We start from the raw sequence: 21189 nt of genomic DNA on the forward strand, positions 1-21189 counted from the left end.
CTGCGCTGCCGGCGCCCGCATCGGCACGCCAGCCGCCTGCGGAACCGCGCTGCCAGCCATCGCCTGCGCCTGCATTGGCGCGACGGCAGCCTGCGGTACTACGCCCGCAGCCGCCTGCTCTCCTGCCCCCGCAACCTGCACGGGCGCCATGGCCCCGGTGCGCGCGGCGCGCGGCATCTCGGCGTCGGGCGCGGCCTTGCCGGTGAGCTTGCGATGCAGGTCCATGCGGATGGACGCGTACTCGCTGACCAGCAGCACCAGCAAGATGCACATGACGATCAGGTATCCGATCACGGCGCCGGGCAGCCCCGTGAAGTTCACCAGCAGCACGGGCACGAACAGGCTGAACCCGAAGGTGATCAGGTACAGCTTGGTCACGGCGCGCTGGCGGCGCAGCACGGTGATCACCTGGTACAGAAACTCGATGCCGGCCGTCACGCCGCCCGCCGCCAGCATCACGAAGCACAGCCCGCGGTACTGCTCGAAGTCGATGCCGTACAGGAAGCTCATGATGGCAAGGCCGAACCAGCTCATGGCGCCGGCGACCACCACGGTGATACCCACGATGATCACGAACATCACCACGATGATCAGGTCGAACTTCTTGCGCTTGGCCGGGTCCGCCCAGGCGTTGGCCATCTTCAGCAGCATGGGCTTGTAGATGAAGCCGCTGGTCAGCAGGATGGCGTGCGCGGGGAAGTACAGCGCGTTGTAGTACAGCTGGTTGTCATAGGACAGCGCGCCTTCCATGACGAACTTCGGCATGTTGTCGATGAGGTTGTACATGAACAGCGCCACGAACAGCGGGAAGCACTGCTTGAGCAGGCCTATCACGCGCTTGGCGTTCGCGCTGCGCGACTTCGGCGTCTCAAGCTGGGCCAGCGGGAACGTGAACACCACGAACGTGATGGCGGCGATGACGGCCATGACGATGCTCGACACTCCCACGTTGCGCGTGATGAGCAGCGCAAGCGAGAATCCGATGAGCGCCGCTGCCGACCTGAAGGCCTGCGAGATGCCGGCAAGGTAGAGCTTGTCAACCTGCTGCAGGCGGCCTTCGTACACGTCGGCCAGGGCATCTACCGCCTTGTATAGGTACACGCCCAGGCTCATGAGCCACATCTGGTCGGCATATCCGCGGAACTTGCAGTACGTGATGCCGGCCACCAGCATGATGACCACGGTGAGCACGCGGTTGGCCTGGTAATCGGCGAACGAGTACTCCTCGTCAAGGTCGGATGCTTGGAAGTTTCGCACGCCGTAGTTGCCCGCGAACATGAGCAGAAGCGCCGTGACGAAGGCCAGCGAGAACATGCCCGCCTGCTCGGCGCCGGCCAGCTGCGTGACCACGATGGTGAGCACGGGGAACACCATGCCCCACAGACCTACGCCTATCGTGTTCCACACGTAGTCGCGTGTGGTGCGGCCGGAGGCATACTCGGCTTCCTGCTCGGCCAGGCCGTCGCCGCTTACGGCGCCGAGCACGCGCGAGCACCAGGCCTCCACCTTGCGGGTGACGAAGCTCTTCTTGCGGGGTTTGCCGTTGCGGGAGCGTTTGCCGTGCTTGCCGCGCGGCATGGCCTCGGTTGCCTGGGCGCCCGGCATGGCGGCGGTGGGCTGCTGCCCGGGAATCGCCTGCGTGGGCTGCTGCCCGTAGACGGCTTGCGTCGGCTGGGCGTCCCAGTTGTTGCGCACCTGCTGCGCGTTGCGTGCTCGGCCGTGCTTGCCGCGGCGTGCGCCGCCGATGGCCTCGGTAGGTTGCTGGCACGGAATGGCCTGGGTTTGCTGCTGCCCGGGAATCGCCTGCGTCGTCGCGGCCGATTGCGCGGCTTGTTCCGCCACGGCCGCCGCGTGCTGGCGCTGCGCCTGGGCACGTTGCTCCTCGCGCACGTTGCGCGGGGCGGTGGGGTAAGGGCTTTCGGCGGCATTGAGCTGCACGCGTTCCAAATCGGGACGCTGTGCGGCGTGCTTTCCCGCCGAGGAGCCGGTATGTTCGTAGTTGTTCATCCGACATATTATAGTGAGGTCGCTCGAAGCCGGTTGACCCTGCGTTCGATATTCACAGCACAAGCACCCCTCCGATGCCATGCCGTAGCTTGCCGTTCGTCGCTGTTTATGCATCGCTCCCACGTGAACAGGGGACGGAGGTGTGTTCAGTATCGGGAAAACTCGTGTTCCGAGCCGCGAAAGCGAAAAACCTTCTCCTCCGGGCCGGTAGGAGCGGAATCCTCCTGTTGGCATCGCGACACTTGAACCGTTCGCCAACCATCCGCTCCGTTAGCCCTGTCGCATCGTGCCTCGTTCGTTTCCAAAACGCCTGCGCTTGCTACTGAAAAACCTGCGTTTGTTCCTTCTACCAGGCATTTTGTTGCATTTGGACAAAATCTGAGGGGGGGGGGTTCTGCCTTATTGTATATAATCTGAGGTGAACAATAGGAACAGCGGGTGACCGCTGTTGCGAATTCGGGAATTCGGGAAATCGGGATCGGGGTGTACGATGGGGGCTTTTCACCTTCTTGCATTGGAGGACAACGAGGAGTACCAGAAGGTGCTCCGCAGCATGCTGTCCAAATACCCCGGCAGGTCGCGGCTTGACGTCGACATCATATCCGGCGTCACCACGTTCGAGGCGCTTATGGCCTCGGATGATCGCGTCGACATCTTCCTCACCGACATCGATTTAGGCGAAAGCAACCCCTCGGGCATCGAGCTGGTCAGCCGCTATTTTCCTGCGGGCAGCTCCACCCAGGTCGTCTATATTTCCGGCCATGTCGAGTACTGCACGTCGGTCTATCAGACCGAGCATACGTATTTTCTGCTCAAGCCCATCAACCAGTCCGACTTCGACGCCGCGCTCGATAAGGCGCTGTCCAATCTGCAGGACACCCGTCAGCTCCCCGTCGCCATCCAGCACAACGGCACGGTCACCATGGTCGACCCCGCCGAGGTGGAGTTCGTCGAAAGCGAGCGCCGCAAGGTGCGCCTACACTCCGTGCGCGGAGAATGCATCGAAACGTACGCCACGCTCGGCCAGATGCTCGACATGCTGCCCGAGTGCTTCGTCCAATGTCATAAAAGCTATCTGGTGAATATGGCGTGCATCGTTGAGCTGCGCCCGGGCAGCGTGCTGCTTCGTTCGGGCAGGGAAGTGCCCGTCAGCCAGCGTCAACGCACGTCGGTGCGTGACTCGTTCTTCCACTACGTCGGCCTCAACGCGCGGTAGGCGTTCGGCAGCATGTCCTCGCTTAAGATCGCCGTCCTTTGCGTTTTGGCGGCGTATCTGCTGGTCGTCGCCTTCAACTTCATAACGAAGCTCCGCAGCGCGCGGCTTATGCAGAAGCTGCTGTGCATGCTATTCCCCTTAAGCCAGATCTGCCTGATTGCGTATCCCTTGGCGTGCTCTGCAAGTTACGAGCTGCCGGCTGGGGTGTATGCGTCGCTCATCGTGCTCGGTATCGTATGCGGGCCGGTCGACCTGCTGCTGTTCCGCGCGCTCGACCAGGCGTGCCGATGGTTTGATTCGTCCAGCAAGGTGAACATGCTCCAAGAACAGCTGCAGGTGCAAAGCGCCTTGCGGCAACGTTCCCGCCACGAGCGCGACCAGGCCAGCGCGTTGCGCGATCAGCTTCGCGAGCGGCTCGAGCAGGCGCGCGCCGACTTGCGGGCGGATCAAGCAGGCAAGGCGGGCGAAAGCCTGGAGGACGTCATCTCCCTTATCGGAACGCGGCCCCAGCGATTCTGCCAGCACCCCGCCGTGGATGCGTTGCTGGAGCAGAAGGCCCGTGCGGCAAAGGACTTGGGTGCATCCTTCTGCGCTGAGCTGGATATCCCTGCGGATATCCAGCTGCCTGGCGTGGAGCTGTGCGCGGTGTTCTCCAATCTGCTGGACAATGCGCTCAATGCCTGTGCGAAATCACCTGACGGGGAGCGTCGCGTCGAAGCCGCCGCGCGCTTGTGGGGAATGTACCTGGTCGTCGATGTGGAGAACAGCTGCCCGCCTTCTCGGGAACGGGGACGGGTTGAAGGCGTTTCGGCGACAGGCGGCGCCGGCGGTTCGAGCCGTCCGCCGTCGGGCGATGTCGGCCATCAAGGCGACGACGGTACGGCAAGCCCGTTTCCCGATCTGTCCGTGCCGCATGGTTGGGGGCAGGGGATCGTGCGCGAGGTGGCGCGACGCCATGACGGCACGTTCGAGGCGGGAAAGGTCGACGGCGTGTACCGCGTGCGCGTGATCTTGAAGCAAGACCGGGCCGCTCAGGATGGGGGTGATGACGAATGGAGCCGATGATCCTCGGCATTCCCGCGGGTGCGTTCGTGGTGCTGTCCGTCGTCGCGCCCACGTGGCTGGTGTATCTGGGGTTCGAATCCCGCATCCTGCATCTGCGGAATCGGTGGGCATATTGGGCCGTTGGCCTGTCTCTTATGGTGTTTGCCCTGTGCGTGAGAGGGTATTTGGCCGAGTTTGCCGATCTGTTGCTCGGCGTGCTCATGGCCGCGGCTCCTTTGCTGTTCGGAAGGGGGACGTTGGCGCGGCGCGTCACCTTATCGGCGTTCGGCCTGGTTATCGTGCTGCCCGGGGATCTGTTCCTCGATATGACCTTCGATATCCTAGCGGGCGCTACCGTTCACGATTACGCAACGGTTGCAGCCAACGCCACGTTGTTCGCATGCGCAATGCTGCTCGAGGTGTTCGTGGAGATAGCGCTGTTCTGGGGCCTTACCGCGTTGGTTCGGAGGTTCTATCCGGAAGAAGGGGCCGCCGCCTCCGCGCCCTCGTCGCGCCGTTCGTCGGTCATCGCCTCGTCGTTCGCGTTGTTCTCCGTGGTCCAGGCGTTGCTATTGGCACTGTGCTTCAGCGTGGCGGTAGGGCCGTGCGGCGGCGATTCGCTGCTGCTGCGCCTATTCGGCCTGCTCATGCTGTTGTGCTTCGGCGCGGACGCCGTGCTACTGCTTGCGGTGGGCAGGTTCCGCGGCAAGGTGCGCGACGATGCCCGCGCCGCCGATTTGAACGGCGAGCTCGATCGATATCTGGCGGACTATCAGGCAACGGTCGACATGGCCCAGCGCTCGGCGCGCCTGCGCCACGACCTGCGCAACCAGGTTCAGGTGGCTAACGCTCTGGCCGAACGCGGCGAGCTCGAGCTAGCCGAGCAGCATATCGACGCCATGCTGAAGGAGCTAGACGTGCGATAGCATTGCGTGGTGAACGGGTGCGGCCCGCGCCGGGCCGAGCGGGTGCCGGGTAGCTTGATCGGCCGTCACGCCGCCGCCGCTGCCGGCAGGTCGGCGGGTTGGGCACCCGCGCCGCCTCGTGGGTCATCCGACCGGGCTCTCCGTTGCCTGCTCCCGCACGCCTTTCCGCGTTTTCATGTGCGGTTTCGGTTACTTCTCGCCGATGGCGCATCGCGTGGCGGGCAGGCGGGGCCGCGTGTGGTAGGCTAGCGGACCAAAAGAGAACGCACTCCTTCGAAAGGGGCCCGTCATGACCGATGCCGCATCCACGCTTCCCGCCGTTTATGCCGTCGCGCAAACTCCGCAGGCGGGTGCCGCAACCGCCGACCTCGTTCGCAGTTTGGGCACCGCCGCGCAGCCCGACATCGTGGCCGCGCGCCGCCTGCTCCATCGTTTCCCCGAGGTATCCGGTCATGAGTCAAACACGCAGAAGCTGCTGTGCGAACAGCTCGATGAGCTGGGCATCCCATACCGAAAGCTTGAAAACAACGGCATCATCGCAACCATCGCCGGCACCGCGCCCGGGGCATACGACGCCGATGGGCGCCCGGCGCGCCGCGTCGCCTTGCGCGCCGATATGGACGCGCTGCCCGTCACCGAGCAGACGGGCCTTGCCTTCGCTTCGGAGAACCCCGGCGTCATGCACGCATGCGGCCACGACGCGCACATGTCCATGATGCTCGGCGCCGTGCGCATCCTGCGCGATGCCGCCGATTCGCTGGTAGGCGAGGTGCGCATCATCTTCCAGCCCGCCGAGGAGATCTCCATCGGCGCGCTTTCCATGATCGATGCCGGCGCGCTCGAGGGCGTGGACGCGATTTACGGCGCGCATATCTGGAGCGAAGTGCCCGCCGGTACCGTGTCCTGCGCGCCCGGGCAGCGCATGGCCAACACCGATTGGTTCCGCATCGACATCGACGGCGTTTCGGCGCATGGCTCCATGCCGCACAAGGGCGTTGACGCCGTGGTGGTGGGCGCCGAGATGGTCACGGCGCTTCAGGTCCTGGTCAGCCGCGATGTTTCCCCGTTCGAACCCGTGGTGGTCACCGTAGGCGAGTTCCACGGCGGCCAGGCGCGCAACATCATGGCCGGCCACGCGTGGCTTACCGGCACGGTGCGCACGTGGTCAGAGCGTCTGCGCTCTGAGGTTCCCGATCGTCTGGAGCGCATCGTCAGCCGTATCGCCCACGCGTTCGGCGCCAAGGCGCACTTCACGTTCGAGCCGGGCAACGCCGGGCTTGCAAACGACCCCACGTGCGCCGAGGTGGCGCGCCAGGCGGTGATCGACACGCTGGGCGAGCAGGGCGTCGCCGACTACCGCGGCACGCTGTCGGGTGAGGACTTCAGCGAGTACCTTCGCATCGTGCCGGGTGTGTTCTGCTTCGTGGGAACCAGGAATCCCCAGGTGGGAGCCGACCATCCGCAGCACAGCTGCCACTACACCGTCGACGAGGACGTGCTTGCCAAGGGCAGCATGGTGGCGGCTCAATGGGCCTGTCGCATGCTCTCGGGCGCCAAGGAATAGCGCCGTTCAGCGAACGTGTGAGCAGGGGACGGGCGAACAGGGGACGGAGGTGTGTTCACGAGGAGCAACATCCCCTCGGGTTTGTGCGCGTGGCAGCGTTCCGCCGATCTCGCGCGCGTCCCGTGCGAACGTGAACGCATCCCCCCTCGTCCCCGGCGGCGAACACGTCTCCGTCCCCTGTTCACGATCGCTTGTTCACGATCGCTTGTTCACGACGCGCGAGAGATGGCGCCGCGCGGGTGAAGGCGGCGCGCGCGATCCCCCTCGCCCCCAGCTTAAGAATGCACCCCCCACCTCGTCCTCGGCTGCGAACACGCTTCCGTCCCCTGCTTGGGGTTTGCGCGTGGTGCGTCCTTTGCGATGGACTTGTCGATATCCGTGCCGTTTTATTCGGCAAGCGGTATAATGCAGTGGTTCAATATCATTCGCAATCGAAAGGACATGCCATGCCGGAGATGATCTCGGTCGAGCAAGCGCGTGACCTGGTGTTATCGTATGTTTCCCAGCTGCCTGCGGAAACGGTCCCCGTGTTGGATGCGGCAGGCCGCGTTGCCGCTGTCGACCTGAAAAGCGATATCGATATCTCGCCGTTCGCCCACGCCGCCATGGACGGGTTCGCCATGCGCGCCGCCCAGCTGCAGTCCGCAAGCCCCGAATCGCCTGTCGAGCTGGACGTCATTGCGGAGGTTGCCGCCGGCGACACCTTCGAGGGCGACATCCCCGAGGGTGCATGCGTGCGCATCATGACCGGCGCGCCGCTGCCTGCGGCTGCCGATGCCGTGGTGAAGTACGAAATCGTGCGCAACGTGGAAGGTGACGGCCGCCCCGGTAGCCGCGTTGCCTTCGAGGCGCCTGCCAAGCTGCGCGGCAACGTGCGCGAAGCGGGCGAGGAGGCGCGCGCCGGCGAGGCCGTCGTTCGTGCCGGCGAGGTCATCAACGCTGCTGGTGTGGGCTTTCTGGCCGGCTGCGGCGTGACCGAGGTTCCCATCCCGCGTCGTCCGCGCGTTGCCATCATCTCCATCGGCAGCGAACTCGTGCCGCCCACCCAGGTTCCCACCGCGGGCAAGATCCGCAATTCCAACGGCTATGCGCTGGCCGCGGCCGCGCGCGCCGCGGGCGCGCTTCCCACCATGCTGCCCATCGTGGAAGACTCGCTCGAGGCTTTGAAGGTTGCGGTGCTCGAAGCGGTGCGCGAGTACGACTTCGTGGTCACGAGCGGCGGCGCCTCCGATGGCGACTTCGACTTCATCAAGCCCTGCGTCGAGCAGACCGGTGAGCTGCTCATGACCCGCGTGAACATGCGCCCGGGCAAAGCGCAGACGTTCGGCCTGGTCAATGGCACGCCCGTGTTCGGCCTGCCGGGCAACCCGGCTGCGGCCTACTGCGGCTTCGAGATGCTCATCCGCCCGGCGCTGCGCAAAATGCAGGGGTATTCCAACTTGCAGCGCCCGCTCGTGAAGGCACGTCTTGCGCGCGACGCGAAGAAGGGCGACACCCGCCGCATCTACCTGCGCGCCACCATCACGAAGGACGCCGACGGCGCCTATACGGTCGAGCCGGCGAAGAACCAGAGCTCGGGCCTGTTCGGCGTCATCCAACGCAGCAACTGCTTGGCTGTCCTGCCCGAAGGCGGGGAAGGCCGCACGGCGGGCAGCCTAGTCGAGTGCATCCTGCTCGACGTCAACGAGGACGTGTGCCTGTAACCGGCGCTTGCCCGATCGGTTGACGGCGGGCCGTGGGCCGGAAGGCCTGCTGCCCCGATGATCGGGAAACGCCCGATCCTGACAAGCCGGGCTGCGGGCGGGAAGGCCTGCAGCCGAGACAGCCGGCACACGCTTCGCCGGCGCTTAACCTTTATATAAGGAGGAACAATGACCGAACACGATCACGCGTCCGCGCCCATCACGTTCGCCATCATCACCTGCTCGGATACGCGCGGCATGAAGCAGGACACCGCCGGCGCGGCGCTCGAGCAGCTCATCGCCGACAACGGCTGGGTATGCAAAAGCCACGTGGTGGTGAAGGACGAGGTGCCGCAGATCAGCGCCGCCATCGTGGAGGCGTGCGACACCATCGACGCCGACATCGTGCTCACCTGCGGCGGCAGCGGCTTGTCGCTGCGCGACGTCACGCCCGAGGCCACGCAGGCCGTGTGCGACCGCAACGTGCCCGGCATCGCCGAGGCCATGCGCGCCCATAGCTTGGCCATCACGCCGTTCGCCATGCTCTCGCGCGCGCTGTGCATGCAGCGCGGCACGCACCTGGTGGTGAACCTTCCGGGCAGCGAGAAGGCCGCCCGCGAGAACTTGGACGGCATCGTGGCCGCCCTTCCGCACGCCGTGAAGATGATGGCCGGCGGCGGCCACTAGAGACCAGCGCGCTTCCGCCGCGCCATTAAGGTTGGAGCTGCGGTAGCTACCAAGGTGCGCAGCAATGCATAGCGCGAAGGACGCCTGCTTTAGCCTATCGCGGCCGAAGCGGGCGTTTTCTTTCGTGAACTGCGAAGAATCGATCATTTTGGTCGCCTCTGGACAAGATGAACGATTCTTCGCGGGATATAGCCCATAAAAGTGCGGTTTTTGGGAGAAATGGCTCTCCATGAGCAAAAAATCGCTGAAAAGGTCCGCCACGTAGCGTGTAAACAAGCAAGAATCGCTCGCTTTGGCCACAGGTGGACAAAGCGAGCGATTCTTGCGCCGCAAACAAAACCCTGCCGGGCGAAATGTACAGTGCGTTTTTTCCGGACAGATCGTCCTGTGCTCCCAAGTGTCTGCCCGCGGGCGAAATGGTGCTGGCTTCCGTTTGCCGCAAGCTGCATGTTGAAGGCAATGCGTGCAAGGGGGCTTCGCGATTGTTGTAGCGCGAATACAGCAGCGGGTCTCGCAGCTCGGTTTGAGCATTGGGACCCGCTTTGCATTGGGGCGCGCGTTATGCTGCGGTGCCGTCTTGCGTTTCGCGATATATCATGTCGTTTCGCATTTCGTAACCTATCGCGTCGTTTCTCCTGGTGAAGCGCGTGTCGATTACTCGTCCTTTTGGGCGACTAGCAGCAGGATGCCGGAAACCATGTTCAGGAACAACAGGGTGCAAACGCCAAGGGCGACGGTATTGGGCTTTTTGCCCTTGTAGACGCCCCAAGAGCGAACGGTCATGGGAATGCCCCACGCTAAGGGGACCAGCCCGATGCCGAGCGTTGCGATGCCGCCGATTCCAATGACGACCAGGGCCACGATGTTCATGATGAACGCGATGAGGCGAAGCGTCTGATTGCTTCCCTCCACAACGTATGTTTTCTCAGGCATGGGAACGCCGTAAGGCGGCTGCGGTGTGCCGTACGGCTGCTGCGGGGCAGCGGCGTAGGGCGATTGCGGCGCGGCGGGTTGCTGAGCGGCAGCATATTGCTGCGGTGCGACCGCAGGCTGCTGGGCGACTGACGGAGCTGGCGCTGCAGGAGGAATCGGTGCGGCGGTCGCTGTGGGTGCGGCCGGCGGAACCGGCGCGGCAGGTGCGACAGGAGCTGCGGGAGCCTCGGGCGCGGCAGGTGCTTCGGGTGCGACAGGCGCTTCGGGGTCCGGCGCGGCGGTGTTCAGGGGCGTTCCGCAGTTGCCGCAGAATTGCGCGTCGGCGACGTTCTCGGTTGCGCAGTTGGGGCATAGCATGGCGGTACTCCATTTCTCTTGTCCCGGGCAGGCTTTGCGAATGGATTGATTGCGAACCGCTGCCAGCCCGTAAACCACTTGTGCTTATTGTAGCTTATCGGTGCAGTTTTTATGGACGTTCCGCCGGAATAGCGTTGCATAATCCCGGTAAACGTAGGGGAGTGGGGTGCGAAAGCGTACGTCGTACAGGCGCGTTGCAAGCCGATTGGTCGCGCCAAGCGGATTCCCCTCGGCGGAGTTCGGTATTTGAGCGGATGGTTCATGCTTCGTTCTCGGAAGGAAGGGCCTCCGTCCCCAAGCGTCGGGTTCCGGACGGATAACCCTCCGTCCCCAAGTGTCAGGCGGCGCTTTGCCTGCCGCCGGCCGGTATCTGCAGGGTTTGCGCAGAAGCGTTCCCGCATTTCCCCAGTGATATACTTGTGTCCGCTATACGACAGACCCGTCGCGCGCTGCGGCTTCGCCGCGAATCGGCATCGCCGACCTGCGCATTCGGGCAAAGCAATGGTTTCAAGAGGGTGCAGAACATGGCAGACAATACTCAGCTTCCCAACGGTTTCACCGGTTTCGCGTTCCGCAAGCCGGCGGGCGGTACCAGCGCGGCGGACGCCATCCGCGAGCGCGAAGCCCAGCGCGCGGCTCATGCCGGCCAGCCTGCGCCTGCGCAAACGCCTCGTCGCGGGGTGAACGGCTTCCTGACTGAGCGCGAAGCGGCATCCGACGCCTCCAACGAGGTGCGAGGCGCGTTCCAGTACAACCGCGATCACGAGGAAACGGCGGCAGCATATTCCGCAGACGGCGAAAACCCCGAGGGTCGCGTGGAGTTCGACCCCGAGAAGCTGGCAACCATCCCTGAGAAAGACCGCCGCTGGGCCTGGCTGGAAATCGACCTGAACGCCATCCGCCACAACGCCTCCGCCGTCAAGAAGATGATCGGCTCGGGTCGTCACATGATGGCCGTCGTGAAGGCCGACGCATACGGCCACGGTGCGGTGCGTGTTGCGAAGACGGCGCTGAACTCCGGCGCCGACTACCTGGGCGTCGCCACGGTCGACGAGGGTATCAAATTGCGCGAAGGTCTGGTTAACGCACCCATTCTCATGCTTGCTGAGCCGCCCGCCAGCGCTATTCCGCTGCTGCTCGCGTACAAAATCATGCCGGCGGTGTACTCATCCGAGTTCGCCATCAAATATGCCGAGGCCGCAGACTCCATGGGTCTGCGCGCGCCGTATCATCTGGCCATCAACACGGGCATGAACCGCATCGGCGTGCGCTGGGACGAAGTGGTGAACTTCATGCACCAGATCGGCTTCCACCGCGCGCTCGAGCTTGAGGGCGTGTTCACGCACTTCGCCACGGCAGACTGCCCGGAAACGCTCGACTTCCACATCCAGGCGAAGCGCTACATCGAAGCCGTCGAGGGGCTGCGCGCGGCGGGCATAAACCCCGGCATCGTGCACTGCGCGAACTCCGCCGCCGCTATCCGTTACCCCGACGTGCGCTTCGACATGGTGCGCCTGGGCATCGGCCTGTACGGCTACCAGCCCTGCCCTGAAACCACGCCGCTCATCGAGCTGCGCCCGGCCATGAGCGTGCACGCGCGCATCACCGACACGCGCCTGGTGCCCATGAGCGAGGGCGTCAGCTACGGGCTGAACTACCGCAGCCCCGGCAGCGTGAAGATCTGTACCGTGCCCGTCGGCTACGGCGATGGCCTGCGCCGCGGGCTGTCAAGCCGCACCGACTTCCTGGTCGACGGCGTGCGCTGCCGCCAGGTGGGCAACATCTGCATGGATCAGTGCATGTTCGAGGTCGACCTACGCAGCTACGCGCGTCGTCGCCGCGTCGATCCCCAGGTGGGCGACGAGGTCCTCATCGTCGGCCAGCAAGGCGACGCCATGGTCACCATCGAGGAGATGTGCGAAACCCTGAACACCATCCCGCACGAGCTGTGCATCGGCTTCGCCCAGCGCATGCCGCGTTATTACGTGTAGACGGGGAAGCGGGGATTGCACCGTGATGGTGAGCTAGGCTTGAGTCTTTCGACAAGTCGAGGAACGGCGAACCCCCTTTTTTCACTTTTTGGCTTGAGCGACTCTCAAATAGGGTTTCGTGGCAAAACCCAAGCGCCTCTGATGAGCGAATAAAAGCTCCCATTTCCGAACTATCGGGAATGGGAGCTTTTCTCGTATATGCAGGTTTTGGCTGAGCATGGCTTTAGGTTCGTCGGGGTTGAAGCCACGCTTTTCGATGCGCACTGCCGCCGGGATGGCGCCTTGGGAATCTTTCGGTTTCCGTTTGCGGCGCCTTTCGTCGTGGCGTTCTCTCTGGCGAGTGATGCCTCCCCGCTACTGCAGCGTGGCGTCGACGGCGCTGATGAGCGCGTTACGCAGGCCCGCGGCTTCGAGCGCGGCGACGCCCTTGATGGTGGTGCCGCCAGGGCTGCATACGGCGTCCTTCATGGCGCCGGGGTGCGTGCCGGTGGCCAGATGCAGCTGTGCGGTGCCGGCCATCATCTGCGCCGCCAGGCGATACGCGGTGGCGCGGGGCAGGCCGTTCTTCACGCCGCCGTCGGCCAGCGATTCCAGGAACATGGCGGCGAAGGCGGGGCCGCACCCGGCGACGGCGCTGGCGGTCGAGAGCAAGTGTCCCGCAACGGGCTCGATGAGCGCGATGCCGCCGAACAGCCCGGCGAACGTCTCCCATTCGTCGGCGCTGAGCGAGTGCTTCTGCTCGCAGGCGATCACGCCGCAGCCCACGGCGATAGGCGTGTTGGGGATGGTGGAAAGGTGGTGGCTGCCGGTGCCCAGCAGGTCCTCGTAGAAGTCGAACAGCAGGCCCGCGGCAACCGACACCACGGCCTTGCCGGCAAGCGCCTCGCGCGCCGGCGCAAGCACGTCGGCTACCATGTAGGGCTTCACGGCCACGATGATCAGGTCGCTTGTCTCGGCGACTTCGGCGGGAGTGTGCACGGCGTTCGCGCCCAGCGGCTTGCAGCTGGTCTCCAGCTTGTCGAAGTGCGCGGCGCAGGCGGTGATGCGGCCGCCATCGAAGCCGGCGTGCTCCACCAGCCCTTTCGCCATGGCCTGGGCCATGTTGCCGAACCCGATGAACCCGATGCGTGCGGTGCTTGCGTCCATTGCGTCTCCTTTGCCGTGTTGCTCCCGTTGTCCGCGATTCGCGTTGCAGATGATTTTACGCCATCGCCATGTCCGGCGTGTGACGAAGCGCGCGTGTGGCGAAGCGGCCGAGCGGTAAGGTTATCTGCCCAGCGCCCAGGCGATGCCCTTTGCCATACGTAGGGCGGGTTCCTTGAAGTGGTTGCCGGGGTTTTGCTCGAAGACGGTGGGCACGCCTCTGGCCTCGAACAGCTCGACGACATCGCGCGTGCCTTGCGCCACATTGCGCAAAAGCCTGCTGGGCGTGCGTGCCTCCTTGCTGCCAAGCGAGAAGTATGCGCAGGCGGGTTTGCGGGCGAACTCGGTTGCTTGCGCGTAGCCGGTGAAATCCGGGTACCATAGCGACCCCGATGCGCTTGCGACGCATCGGAAAGACGCGCTGTTGAAGCAGGCCCACGTGGCGAACAGCCCTGCAAGCGAATAGCCCGCCAGCACACGTTGCTCGGGTTTGCGCGGCGCGTCCCCCTCGACGCGAGGGATGATCTCGCTTTCAAGCAGGCGGAGCTGTTCGGCCGCTTTGCCCGCAAACGGGGCGTCGTCGGCGAACAGCCCGGGGCATTCCCAAGGCGTCAGATCGTCGTTCCAGCAATGCGGCCGTATGGCGGCAAGCACGAATTCCCGACAGCCAAGCTCACGGCACAACCGCAGCACCTCGGACCCATCGCCATCATGAACATGCAGGTAAACCACCGGAAGACTGTCCGGGAGGGCCGGGCTTGTTTCGCCGAATCGGCCCTCGTCGGCATCAGAGTGCGCTTCGCCTGCGCAATGCATTGGCACGTGCGCGGTCACGTGATTGCTGCAAACCGTGAACTCCCTAACTATGTCTTCGCTACCCATGTTTTGCTTTGAGCCGATGCATTAGGAGCGGAACGTGATGCCTTCGGGCAGGTCGTTGGGGTCGAAATCGTCCTCGTCGTCCTCTTCGGTTTCGGCGGGTGCGACGACAACGGGCTCGGGTTCGCGCTCTTCGCCGAACGCATCCTCGAACGGGGCGAGGACGGCGCGCGGCACGGCGAACGTGATGTGGCCGATGGCCCCGGGGTGCGCGGCGATCCAGGCGCGGAACAACTCGATGACCACCTCGGCATCGAAGCCCTGCGGGCCGGCGCCAAACGCGCCCACGATCAGCGTTTCAGCTCTGTTAGCTGCGGCGATGCGCAGCAGCGCCTCCACGCGGCCGCGCAACGCCGTCTCGACCTCGCGCTCGGAGCGGTGGTTCTCCAACGCATGGGTGCGGTTGGGCTCGGGGATGGCAAGCACGTCGGCGCGGCGGATGTCGCCGTCGTGGACGAACGTCACCTGGGGTAGGTACAGCGCGCGGTCGGTGTAAAGCTGGCCGGACGCAAACCCGCGGTTTGCGGCATGATACGTGTTTTTGCAGCCGCACAAAACCGGGTACAGGTTGCTTTCCGAGCACAGGATCTGCTCGGGCCCGAACGCGCCGTCCTCGTACGCGCCGCCCGGGCGCATGAACGAGCACGGGTCCACGACCACGGTCTTACCCTTCGCGCTGTGCACCGCCTTCACGGTAAAATCGCTGGTCACGCTGGTGGTAGTTGTCGCGCCCTCCTCGACTTCGGGCAGTTCCAGCTCGCGCCCTTCGCCATCTTCATAGATGATCGCGGCGTCGATGGTTTCCTGGGTGTCCTTGGAAAATGCCCCGCGCATCAGCGCAAGGTTGCTTGCGGCGGCGGCTTTTCTCTCATCGCGTGTAGGCATGGTTTCTCCTTAAGGCAGATGATTCGACTTATTTTCCATCGTAGCAGCTGGCAGGCCCGCCGCCACCCGATGTTTCCGCGATTTAACGCAACCGTTAGCAACGGCGCCCCGCTGCCCGCGGGCGGCGCGCGAACGGTGGTTTAAAACCGCCCAGAACCAGCGAGGCTTCATTTGGGCAAAAACTCGTTATCTTGCAGGCTTGTGAGCCGCCTTCGTCGATAACGAATCGGCTTTTCCGCGCGTTGTTTAGTCTGCCGCTAGTTTTCCGCTGTTGTGCTAGGCTGTTGACCAAGAAAAACGTTGTGTGCTTGCGCGGTTCGCAAACTCACCAGCCGCGCGGTGGGCACGTCGCCGTTCGACGCACGGAAAGGGGCACATCATGCCGAAACCGCATATCCCGCTCGATGAGCTGCGCGTGCAGGTGGAATCATGCCGCCGCTGCCCGCTGTGCGACGGTCGCACGCAAACGGTGTTCGGCGTGGGCAACCCTCATGCGCGCGTGATGTTCATAGGCGAGGCACCGGGCAAAAACGAGGATCTGCAGGGCGAGCCGTTCGTCGGCGCCGCCGGGCACTACCTCAATGAGCTGCTCGGGTGCGCCGGTCTGCGCCGCGAGGACGTGTTCATCGCCAACGTGCTGAAGTGCCGCCCTCCCGGAAACCGCGACCCGCGACCCGAGGAAATCCAAACCTGCACGCCGTTTCTTCGCGAGCAAACGCGTACCATCGACCCGGAAGTCCTGGTCACGCTCGGTAAGTTCTCTACGCAGTTCGTCCTGAAGACGCAGGTGGGCATCACGCGCCTGCACGGCCGCGTACAGCGGGCGGGCAAATTTCTCGTCTTTCCCATCTTCCACCCCGCTGCCGCGCTCTACGACGGCGCAAAACGCGAGGCCCTGGAAAACGACTTCGTAACCCTAGGCGAGCTGCTGCATCAACTAGACGAGCAAAAGGCTCAGGCGGCGAGAGCGGCAGAGCAGCGAAACGGGCAGTAACCGCAGCAGGGGAGAAGACCGGCAATTTCCCAACGGCCTGGAGAACCTGCGCATGCTGGGGCTTGGGTTGTCATCCCGTGCTAACCTGCTAACGAACAATGGACTTTCGAGCAAGGTGAATCCCGTATGCCGCAAACAACCCCGCAAGACTTTGATCCCATCGCCTATATCAACACTCCCCATTGGCAGGCGTCGCGCTTGGGTCTCGACCGTATTCGCGAGCTGCTGGCTCGCTTGGGCAATCCCCAGAACGATCTGCGCATCGTGCATGTTGCGGGCACGAACGGGAAGGGTAGCACGTGCGCTTATATCGCCAACGTGCTGCAAGCCGCTGGCTATCGGGTGGGCTGGTTCTCCAGCCCGTTCATCGAGCGCTTCGAGGAACGCATCCGCGTGGATGGCGAGAGTATCGGCATGTCCGACCTTAAGCGCGTCACGCTGCAAGTGCGCGAGCATGCTGAGCAGATGTCGGTGGAAACCGGTGACCACCCAACGGAGTTCGAGCTTATGACGGCGGTGGCGCTTCTGCATTTCGCCCAGGTGGGATGTCGGGTTGCGGTGCTGGAAGTTGGCCTTGGCGGGCGTCTGGACTCCACCAATGTCATCGCGGCCCCCGACGTCGCCGTTATCACGCGCATCGGCCTCGACCATACCGATCTGCTCGGCAACACCATCGGCAAGATCGCCACGGAAAAGGCCGGCATCATCAAGTCGGGAAGCGCCGTGGTTTCGTGGCCGCAGGAACCCGAGGCCGCCGAAGCCGTGGAAGCGGCGGCGCGCGCGGTAGGTTGCACGGTCGCGCAGCCCGATTTCCGCGAACTGGACATCGCGCCCGTCCGCCATCTCGACCCTGCGCAGGTCGAACCCGGAAAGCCTTCGGTCGTGCGCCCCTTCACCTACAAGGGCAAAGCCTACGAAACCACGTTGCTGGGCAGCTACCAACCGCAAAACGCCGCATTGGCCTTAGAAACCGTGTTCGCGCTTCAGCGCCGTGGTTGGGATATACCGCAATCCGCTATCGAGTGCGGTGTTGCCGCCACGCGCTGGGCCGGCCGGTTCGAGGTGCTGCCGCACGTGCCGGGCAAACCTACCGTGGTTATCGACGGTGGTCACAACCCGCAGGGTGCCCAGGCGCTCTCCGATTCGCTGGCGGACGTGTTCGCCGGCCGCAAAGCCGTGCTGCTCTCGGGCGTCATGGCCGACAAGGACCATCCCGCCATGCTGCGCACGGTGTTGCCGCATGCTGCCGCGTTCGTTGCCGTGACTCCCGACAATCCCCGAGCGCTGCTTGCCGCGGAATACGCCTCAGAAGCCGCCCGAATAGCCACGGAATCGCCCGCGATCGACGCAAACCTGCCCATTTGCGCAGCGCAAACCTACGCCGAAGCCGCCCGCAAAGCCGGCGAACTCGCCGGCCCCAACGGCATCATCTGCGCATTCGGGAGCCTGTACAGCATCGCGCAAACCAAGCAGGCCCTCCGGGAAGCGGGGCTGCTCGCGGACGAATAGCGCTCGCGTTCGTCTCCCGGCGCCAGGTTTCGCCTGGAAGCCGATTCGAGCGTTCGTTCTGCGGGGTCCGCATTAGGGGTAGGGGTTAACCATAGATTTGCCTGTGCCTCGGCCTCCCGCCGCCCGCATGGTTCACCCGCGTAACACGTATGGTTCGTACGTGTGGGACGCGGGGCAAAACCGGGTGCGCGGCGCGGCGTGTGCTACCATACGAACATTGCAATGTTTGAGAAAGGACCGCCATCATGGCTACCATCGACACCGTTAAGGAAGTCCTGGAAGAGAACCTGGACATCAACCCTGAGTCCGTTAACGAAGACTCCACGTTCGACTCCCTGGGCATCGACTCCCTGGACATGGTCGAGCTGATCTGCGACCTGGAGGAGAAGTGCGACGTGGACTTCGGCGAGCCCGAGGGTCTGAAGACCGTCGGCGAGCTGGTCGAGTACATCGACTCCCTGTAAGCCGCAACGCTTATCGAGCACGTTAGCCCCATGTTAACGTGCTCAACTGCGCAAACTAAAGCGCGATAACCGAAGCCGGCTTTTAAGTCGGATGTTGAGGACCGGCCCCGGAATTGCCCGGGGCCGGTCCTCGCTTTTCCCGTTGCTTGTTGCTTTCAAGCTGATAACGGGGAAGCGGGCAACGGAGCGTGCGAGTCGTCTTCGTCTCTTAGGGGTGCGAAGGCCCTGATGCGACTCGCGCTCATTTGCGAAAAAGCTCGAATTCGCCCGCGCCCTATTCGTACTGACCCGTAAAGTCAGGACTCGAGCTTGCTCGAGCACCATATGCCTTGCTTGTAACCGCGCACCCACGCCCACGAAAAGGGGCGGCCCGAAGGCCGCCCCTTGCAAAATGCATTTGTCCCGTACTGGCGATTCGTCAGATGCGATGCGTTCGCGCTACTCCTTCTGCTTCAGCAGGCCGTAACCGCCGTCGTCGCGGCGATACAGCACGTTGACCAGGTTCGTGTCGCGGTCGGTGTAAGCGAAGAAGTCGTGACCCAGCAGGTCGATCTGCACCAGGGCCTCTTCCTCGGTCAGCGGCGCGAACTCGATTTCCTTCACGCGGACGACTTCCTCGTCGGCGGCGAATTCAGCCATCAGGCTTTCGGGATCGAACTCGCCGACAGGGGCGACTGCGGCTTCGCGCGGCTTGCGGTCGAGCACGCGGGTCTTGAACTTGCGAAGCTGGCGAAGAACCTTGGCAGCCGCAACGTCGATGGCGGCGTACATGTCCTCTTCGGACTCCTCCACGCGTACGATGTGGCCCTTGGTGCGCAGCGTGACCTCGCAGATAGCGGGGGTGGCGTTGGCGGGGTTCTTCTCCACATGCAGCACGACTTCGGCATCCAGCGGATTGATGTCCATGACCTTCATGGAATTGCCGATTTTGTCTTCGGCGTACTCGCGCAGCGCATCGGTTACAGGCATTTTGCGTCCGGTGACGGTAATGCTCATGTCAATCACCTCTTCTTCGCGGCGGACAAAAAAGACCGACGGTGTTTTTCCTGCTCAGAACCGTAAAAAGTTCTTTCCAGATGGGTGGCAGGTTATCCCCTTCCGTCGAATCTGTAAGTACAGCATAGCGCACTTTACCTTGATTTAACCGGCGAATTCCCGGTATTTTCGGGTTCGTTCGTAAACGATTTGAAAACGTCAACGCCACGTTCCCGGGCGTGTCGCAACGCCGCCATGATAGACTGTGCCGAATCCGCGAAGCTGCCTGCAAGGCGTCTATCGCGAAGGGCGGAAAGGGGCGTTCCGAACCCCCGCCGGCTCGTTTCGCCACGGGCCCATGAAATAGCAAGCTTCGTTTCGCGGGCGGCTTTGGCGCTCCCCGCAAGTTAGGTAGGACATGACCGACAGCCGTATCTACATCAAAGAGGTGCAGGGCCATCAGCATCGCTATCAGAAGCTCATCCAGCTGACGCATTCGTCCACGAAGGCCGCGGGCGCCATGCTGCTGGCAGCCGTGGTGGCGCTCATCGTGGCCAACACCGCCGCGCACGAGCCGTTCCTGGAGTTCTGGCATTCGCATGTGGGCTTCTTCTTCGGCGAATCCGTTGTCGAGATGTCGCTTGCGCACGTGATCAACGACGTGTTCATGGCCGTGTTCTTCCTCTTGGTGGGCTTGGAAGTGAAATACGAGCTCACGGTGGGTGAGCTGACGAACATCCGTCAGGCTCTGCTGCCCATCATGGCGGCCGTCGGCGGCGTTCTGGCCCCCATCGCCATCTACCTGGTGTTCAACGCCGCCGACCCGCTAACCGTTGGCGGTTGGGGCGTTCCCACGGCAACCGACATCGCGTTCGCGCTGGGCATCCTGGCGCTTCTGGGCAACCGCGTGCCGGCCGGCGTGCGCGTGTTCCTCTCCACGCTCGCCGTGGCCGACGACATCATCGCCATCCTGGTCATCGCCATCTTCTACGGTCAAAGCCCGTCGCTGGCCTGGCTGCTGGCCGCGGGCGTGGTGCTTGCCGTGCTAGTCGCCATGAATAGGGGGCATGTGTACTCGCTGCTTCCGTATATGCTGGTGGGCGCCTTGCTGTGGTACTGCGTATATATGTCCGGCGTGCATTCCACCATCGCCGGCGTGCTGCTGGCGTTCGCTATCCCGTCCGGTTCGCGCGTGAACCTGCGCACCTTCGCCACCTGGTCCGACTCCAAGGTCCGAGAAGCGAATCGCGCCTTCGATCCCGAGGAGCCCGTGCTGGCGCAGGGCCGCTATATGGAAACCGTCCGACACTTGTCGCACGTGGCGCGCCAGGTGGTGCCGCCGGCGACGCGCTTGGAGCACAAGCTGTACCCGTGGGTGTATTTCGGCATCCTGCCGCTGTTCGCCTTGACCAACGCCGACGTCAGCTTCGTCGGTATGGACGTGGGGTCGCTGTTCGCCTCCCCGGTGTTCTTCGGCATCTTCTTCGGCCTTCTGGTGGGCAAGCCGCTCGGCATCATGCTCATGAGCTTCCTGGTAGTGAAGCTCAAGCTGGCCAGCCTGCCTGAGAACGTCAACTGGCAGCACATGCTGGGCGCGTCCATCCTGGGCGGTGTAGGCTTCACCATGGCCATCTTCGTGGCGAACCTGGCTTTCACCGATCCGGTGTTGGTGGCAACGGCGAAGCTGGGCATCCTGCTGGCGTCGCTTGCGGCGGGCGTGCTGGGCTTCACCTTCCTGCTGGTGCAGGCGCGCGGCGCCCAGAAGCAGGGCGTGGCGTTCGTGGACCCGGCTGTTGAAGGTGCCGATAGCAACCTGGAGACGCTGCCCACCGCGGCACGCGAGGCCGCGCTCGAGGGCCGCGAGATGCTGCATGATTTGGAAGCAGACGAGGAGCTCGACCCCCGCGGCGTAGCGTAAGGAGCGCAGCGCGCC

The 21189-nt window shown here is 63.8% G+C and carries 17 protein-coding genes; 11 read left to right on the forward strand and 6 right to left on the reverse strand.

Annotation, left to right across the window (positions count from 1 at the left end; translation table 11 throughout):
- Positions 1–2007: hypothetical protein (locus RDW26_RS07265; RefSeq protein ID WP_307983078.1), on the reverse strand; the 2007-nt coding region annotated here is incomplete at its 3' end.
- A gap of 490 nt (positions 2008–2497) precedes the next feature.
- Between RDW26_RS07265 and RDW26_RS07270 the strand changes: the two genes are divergently transcribed.
- The 6 genes from RDW26_RS07270 to RDW26_RS07295 all read left to right on the forward strand — a co-directional run bounded on the left by RDW26_RS07270 (position 2498) and on the right by RDW26_RS07295 (position 9126).
- On the forward strand, positions 2498–3223 hold the full coding sequence (locus tag RDW26_RS07270) for a LytTR family DNA-binding domain-containing protein (protein WP_307983079.1): 726 nt from the start codon (positions 2498–2500) through the stop codon (positions 3221–3223).
- 12 nt (positions 3224–3235) lie between these two features.
- The gene (locus RDW26_RS07275) at positions 3236–4288 is read left to right on the forward strand and encodes a GHKL domain-containing protein (protein ID WP_307980938.1); all 1053 of its coding nucleotides are present in this window, start codon (positions 3236–3238) and stop codon (positions 4286–4288) included.
- A complete protein-coding gene (locus RDW26_RS07280) occupies positions 4276–5193 on the forward strand; it encodes a hypothetical protein (RefSeq protein ID WP_307983080.1) in 918 nt (305 codons plus the stop codon). Before RDW26_RS07275 ends, RDW26_RS07280 begins: the two co-directional genes overlap by 13 nt.
- A 289-nt stretch (positions 5194–5482) precedes the next feature.
- On the forward strand, positions 5483–6757 hold the full coding sequence (locus RDW26_RS07285; protein ID WP_307983081.1) for an amidohydrolase: 1275 nt from the start codon (positions 5483–5485) through the stop codon (positions 6755–6757).
- Between the two features lie 446 nt (positions 6758–7203).
- Positions 7204–8460, forward strand: coding sequence for a gephyrin-like molybdotransferase Glp (gene glp / locus RDW26_RS07290; RefSeq protein ID WP_307983082.1), 1257 nt, complete (start codon positions 7204–7206; stop codon positions 8458–8460).
- Positions 8461–8628: 168 nt separating this feature from the next.
- A complete protein-coding gene (locus tag RDW26_RS07295) occupies positions 8629–9126 on the forward strand; it encodes a MogA/MoaB family molybdenum cofactor biosynthesis protein (RefSeq protein ID WP_307983083.1) in 498 nt (165 codons plus the stop codon).
- Positions 9127–9780: 654 nt separating this feature from the next.
- On the opposite strand, the gene RDW26_RS07300 is transcribed toward RDW26_RS07295, so the two are convergent.
- A complete protein-coding gene (locus tag RDW26_RS07300; RefSeq protein WP_307983084.1) occupies positions 9781–10416 on the reverse strand; it encodes a zinc ribbon domain-containing protein in 636 nt (211 codons plus the stop codon).
- Between the two features lie 524 nt (positions 10417–10940).
- Here RDW26_RS07300 and alr point away from each other — a divergent pair.
- Entirely contained in the window at positions 10941–12407 is a 1467-nt protein-coding gene (gene alr / locus RDW26_RS07305; RefSeq protein WP_307983085.1) for an alanine racemase, read from the forward strand.
- A gap of 354 nt (positions 12408–12761) precedes the next feature.
- Here alr and proC read toward each other — a convergent pair whose 3' ends face one another.
- The 3 genes from proC to RDW26_RS07320 form a co-directional block, all read right to left on the reverse strand.
- The gene (gene proC / locus RDW26_RS07310; protein WP_307983086.1) at positions 12762–13553 is read right to left on the reverse strand and encodes a pyrroline-5-carboxylate reductase; all 792 of its coding nucleotides are present in this window, start codon (positions 13551–13553) and stop codon (positions 12762–12764) included.
- A gap of 120 nt (positions 13554–13673) precedes the next feature.
- Positions 13674–14432 (reverse strand): alpha/beta hydrolase-fold protein, encoded by a 759-nt coding sequence (locus RDW26_RS07315; RefSeq protein ID WP_307983087.1) that lies wholly within the window; start codon positions 14430–14432, stop codon positions 13674–13676.
- Positions 14433–14453: 21 nt separating this feature from the next.
- On the reverse strand, positions 14454–15314 hold the full coding sequence (locus RDW26_RS07320; RefSeq protein ID WP_307983088.1) for a TIGR02452 family protein: 861 nt from the start codon (positions 15312–15314) through the stop codon (positions 14454–14456).
- 379 nt (positions 15315–15693) lie between these two features.
- Between RDW26_RS07320 and RDW26_RS07325 the strand changes: the two genes are divergently transcribed.
- The 3 genes from RDW26_RS07325 (at position 15694) to RDW26_RS07335 (ending at position 18281) form a co-directional block, all read left to right on the forward strand.
- Positions 15694–16308, forward strand: a complete 615-nt coding sequence (locus tag RDW26_RS07325; RefSeq protein WP_307983089.1) for a uracil-DNA glycosylase — start codon at positions 15694–15696, stop codon at positions 16306–16308.
- 126 nt (positions 16309–16434) lie between these two features.
- Positions 16435–17817 (forward strand): folylpolyglutamate synthase/dihydrofolate synthase family protein, encoded by a 1383-nt coding sequence (locus RDW26_RS07330; protein ID WP_307983090.1) that lies wholly within the window; start codon positions 16435–16437, stop codon positions 17815–17817.
- A 245-nt stretch (positions 17818–18062) separates the two neighbouring features.
- A complete protein-coding gene (locus tag RDW26_RS07335) occupies positions 18063–18281 on the forward strand; it encodes an acyl carrier protein (protein WP_294415812.1) in 219 nt (72 codons plus the stop codon).
- 438 nt (positions 18282–18719) lie between these two features.
- On the opposite strand, the gene hpf is transcribed toward RDW26_RS07335, so the two are convergent.
- Positions 18720–19277 (reverse strand): ribosome hibernation-promoting factor, HPF/YfiA family, encoded by a 558-nt coding sequence (hpf, locus tag RDW26_RS07340; RefSeq protein ID WP_307983091.1) that lies wholly within the window; start codon positions 19275–19277, stop codon positions 18720–18722.
- Between the two features lie 397 nt (positions 19278–19674).
- On the opposite strand from hpf, the gene nhaA reads away from it, so the two are divergent.
- Positions 19675–21174 carry a Na+/H+ antiporter NhaA gene (gene nhaA, locus RDW26_RS07345; protein WP_307983092.1) on the forward strand — a complete coding sequence of 500 codons (1500 nt, stop codon included), beginning with the start codon at positions 19675–19677 and terminating at the stop codon, positions 21172–21174.
- The last annotated feature ends 15 nt before the right edge of the window (positions 21175–21189 follow it).

It is taken from the genome of uncultured Senegalimassilia sp. (assembly GCF_902464545.1).
Lineage (GTDB): Bacteria > Actinomycetota > Coriobacteriia > Coriobacteriales > Eggerthellaceae > Senegalimassilia.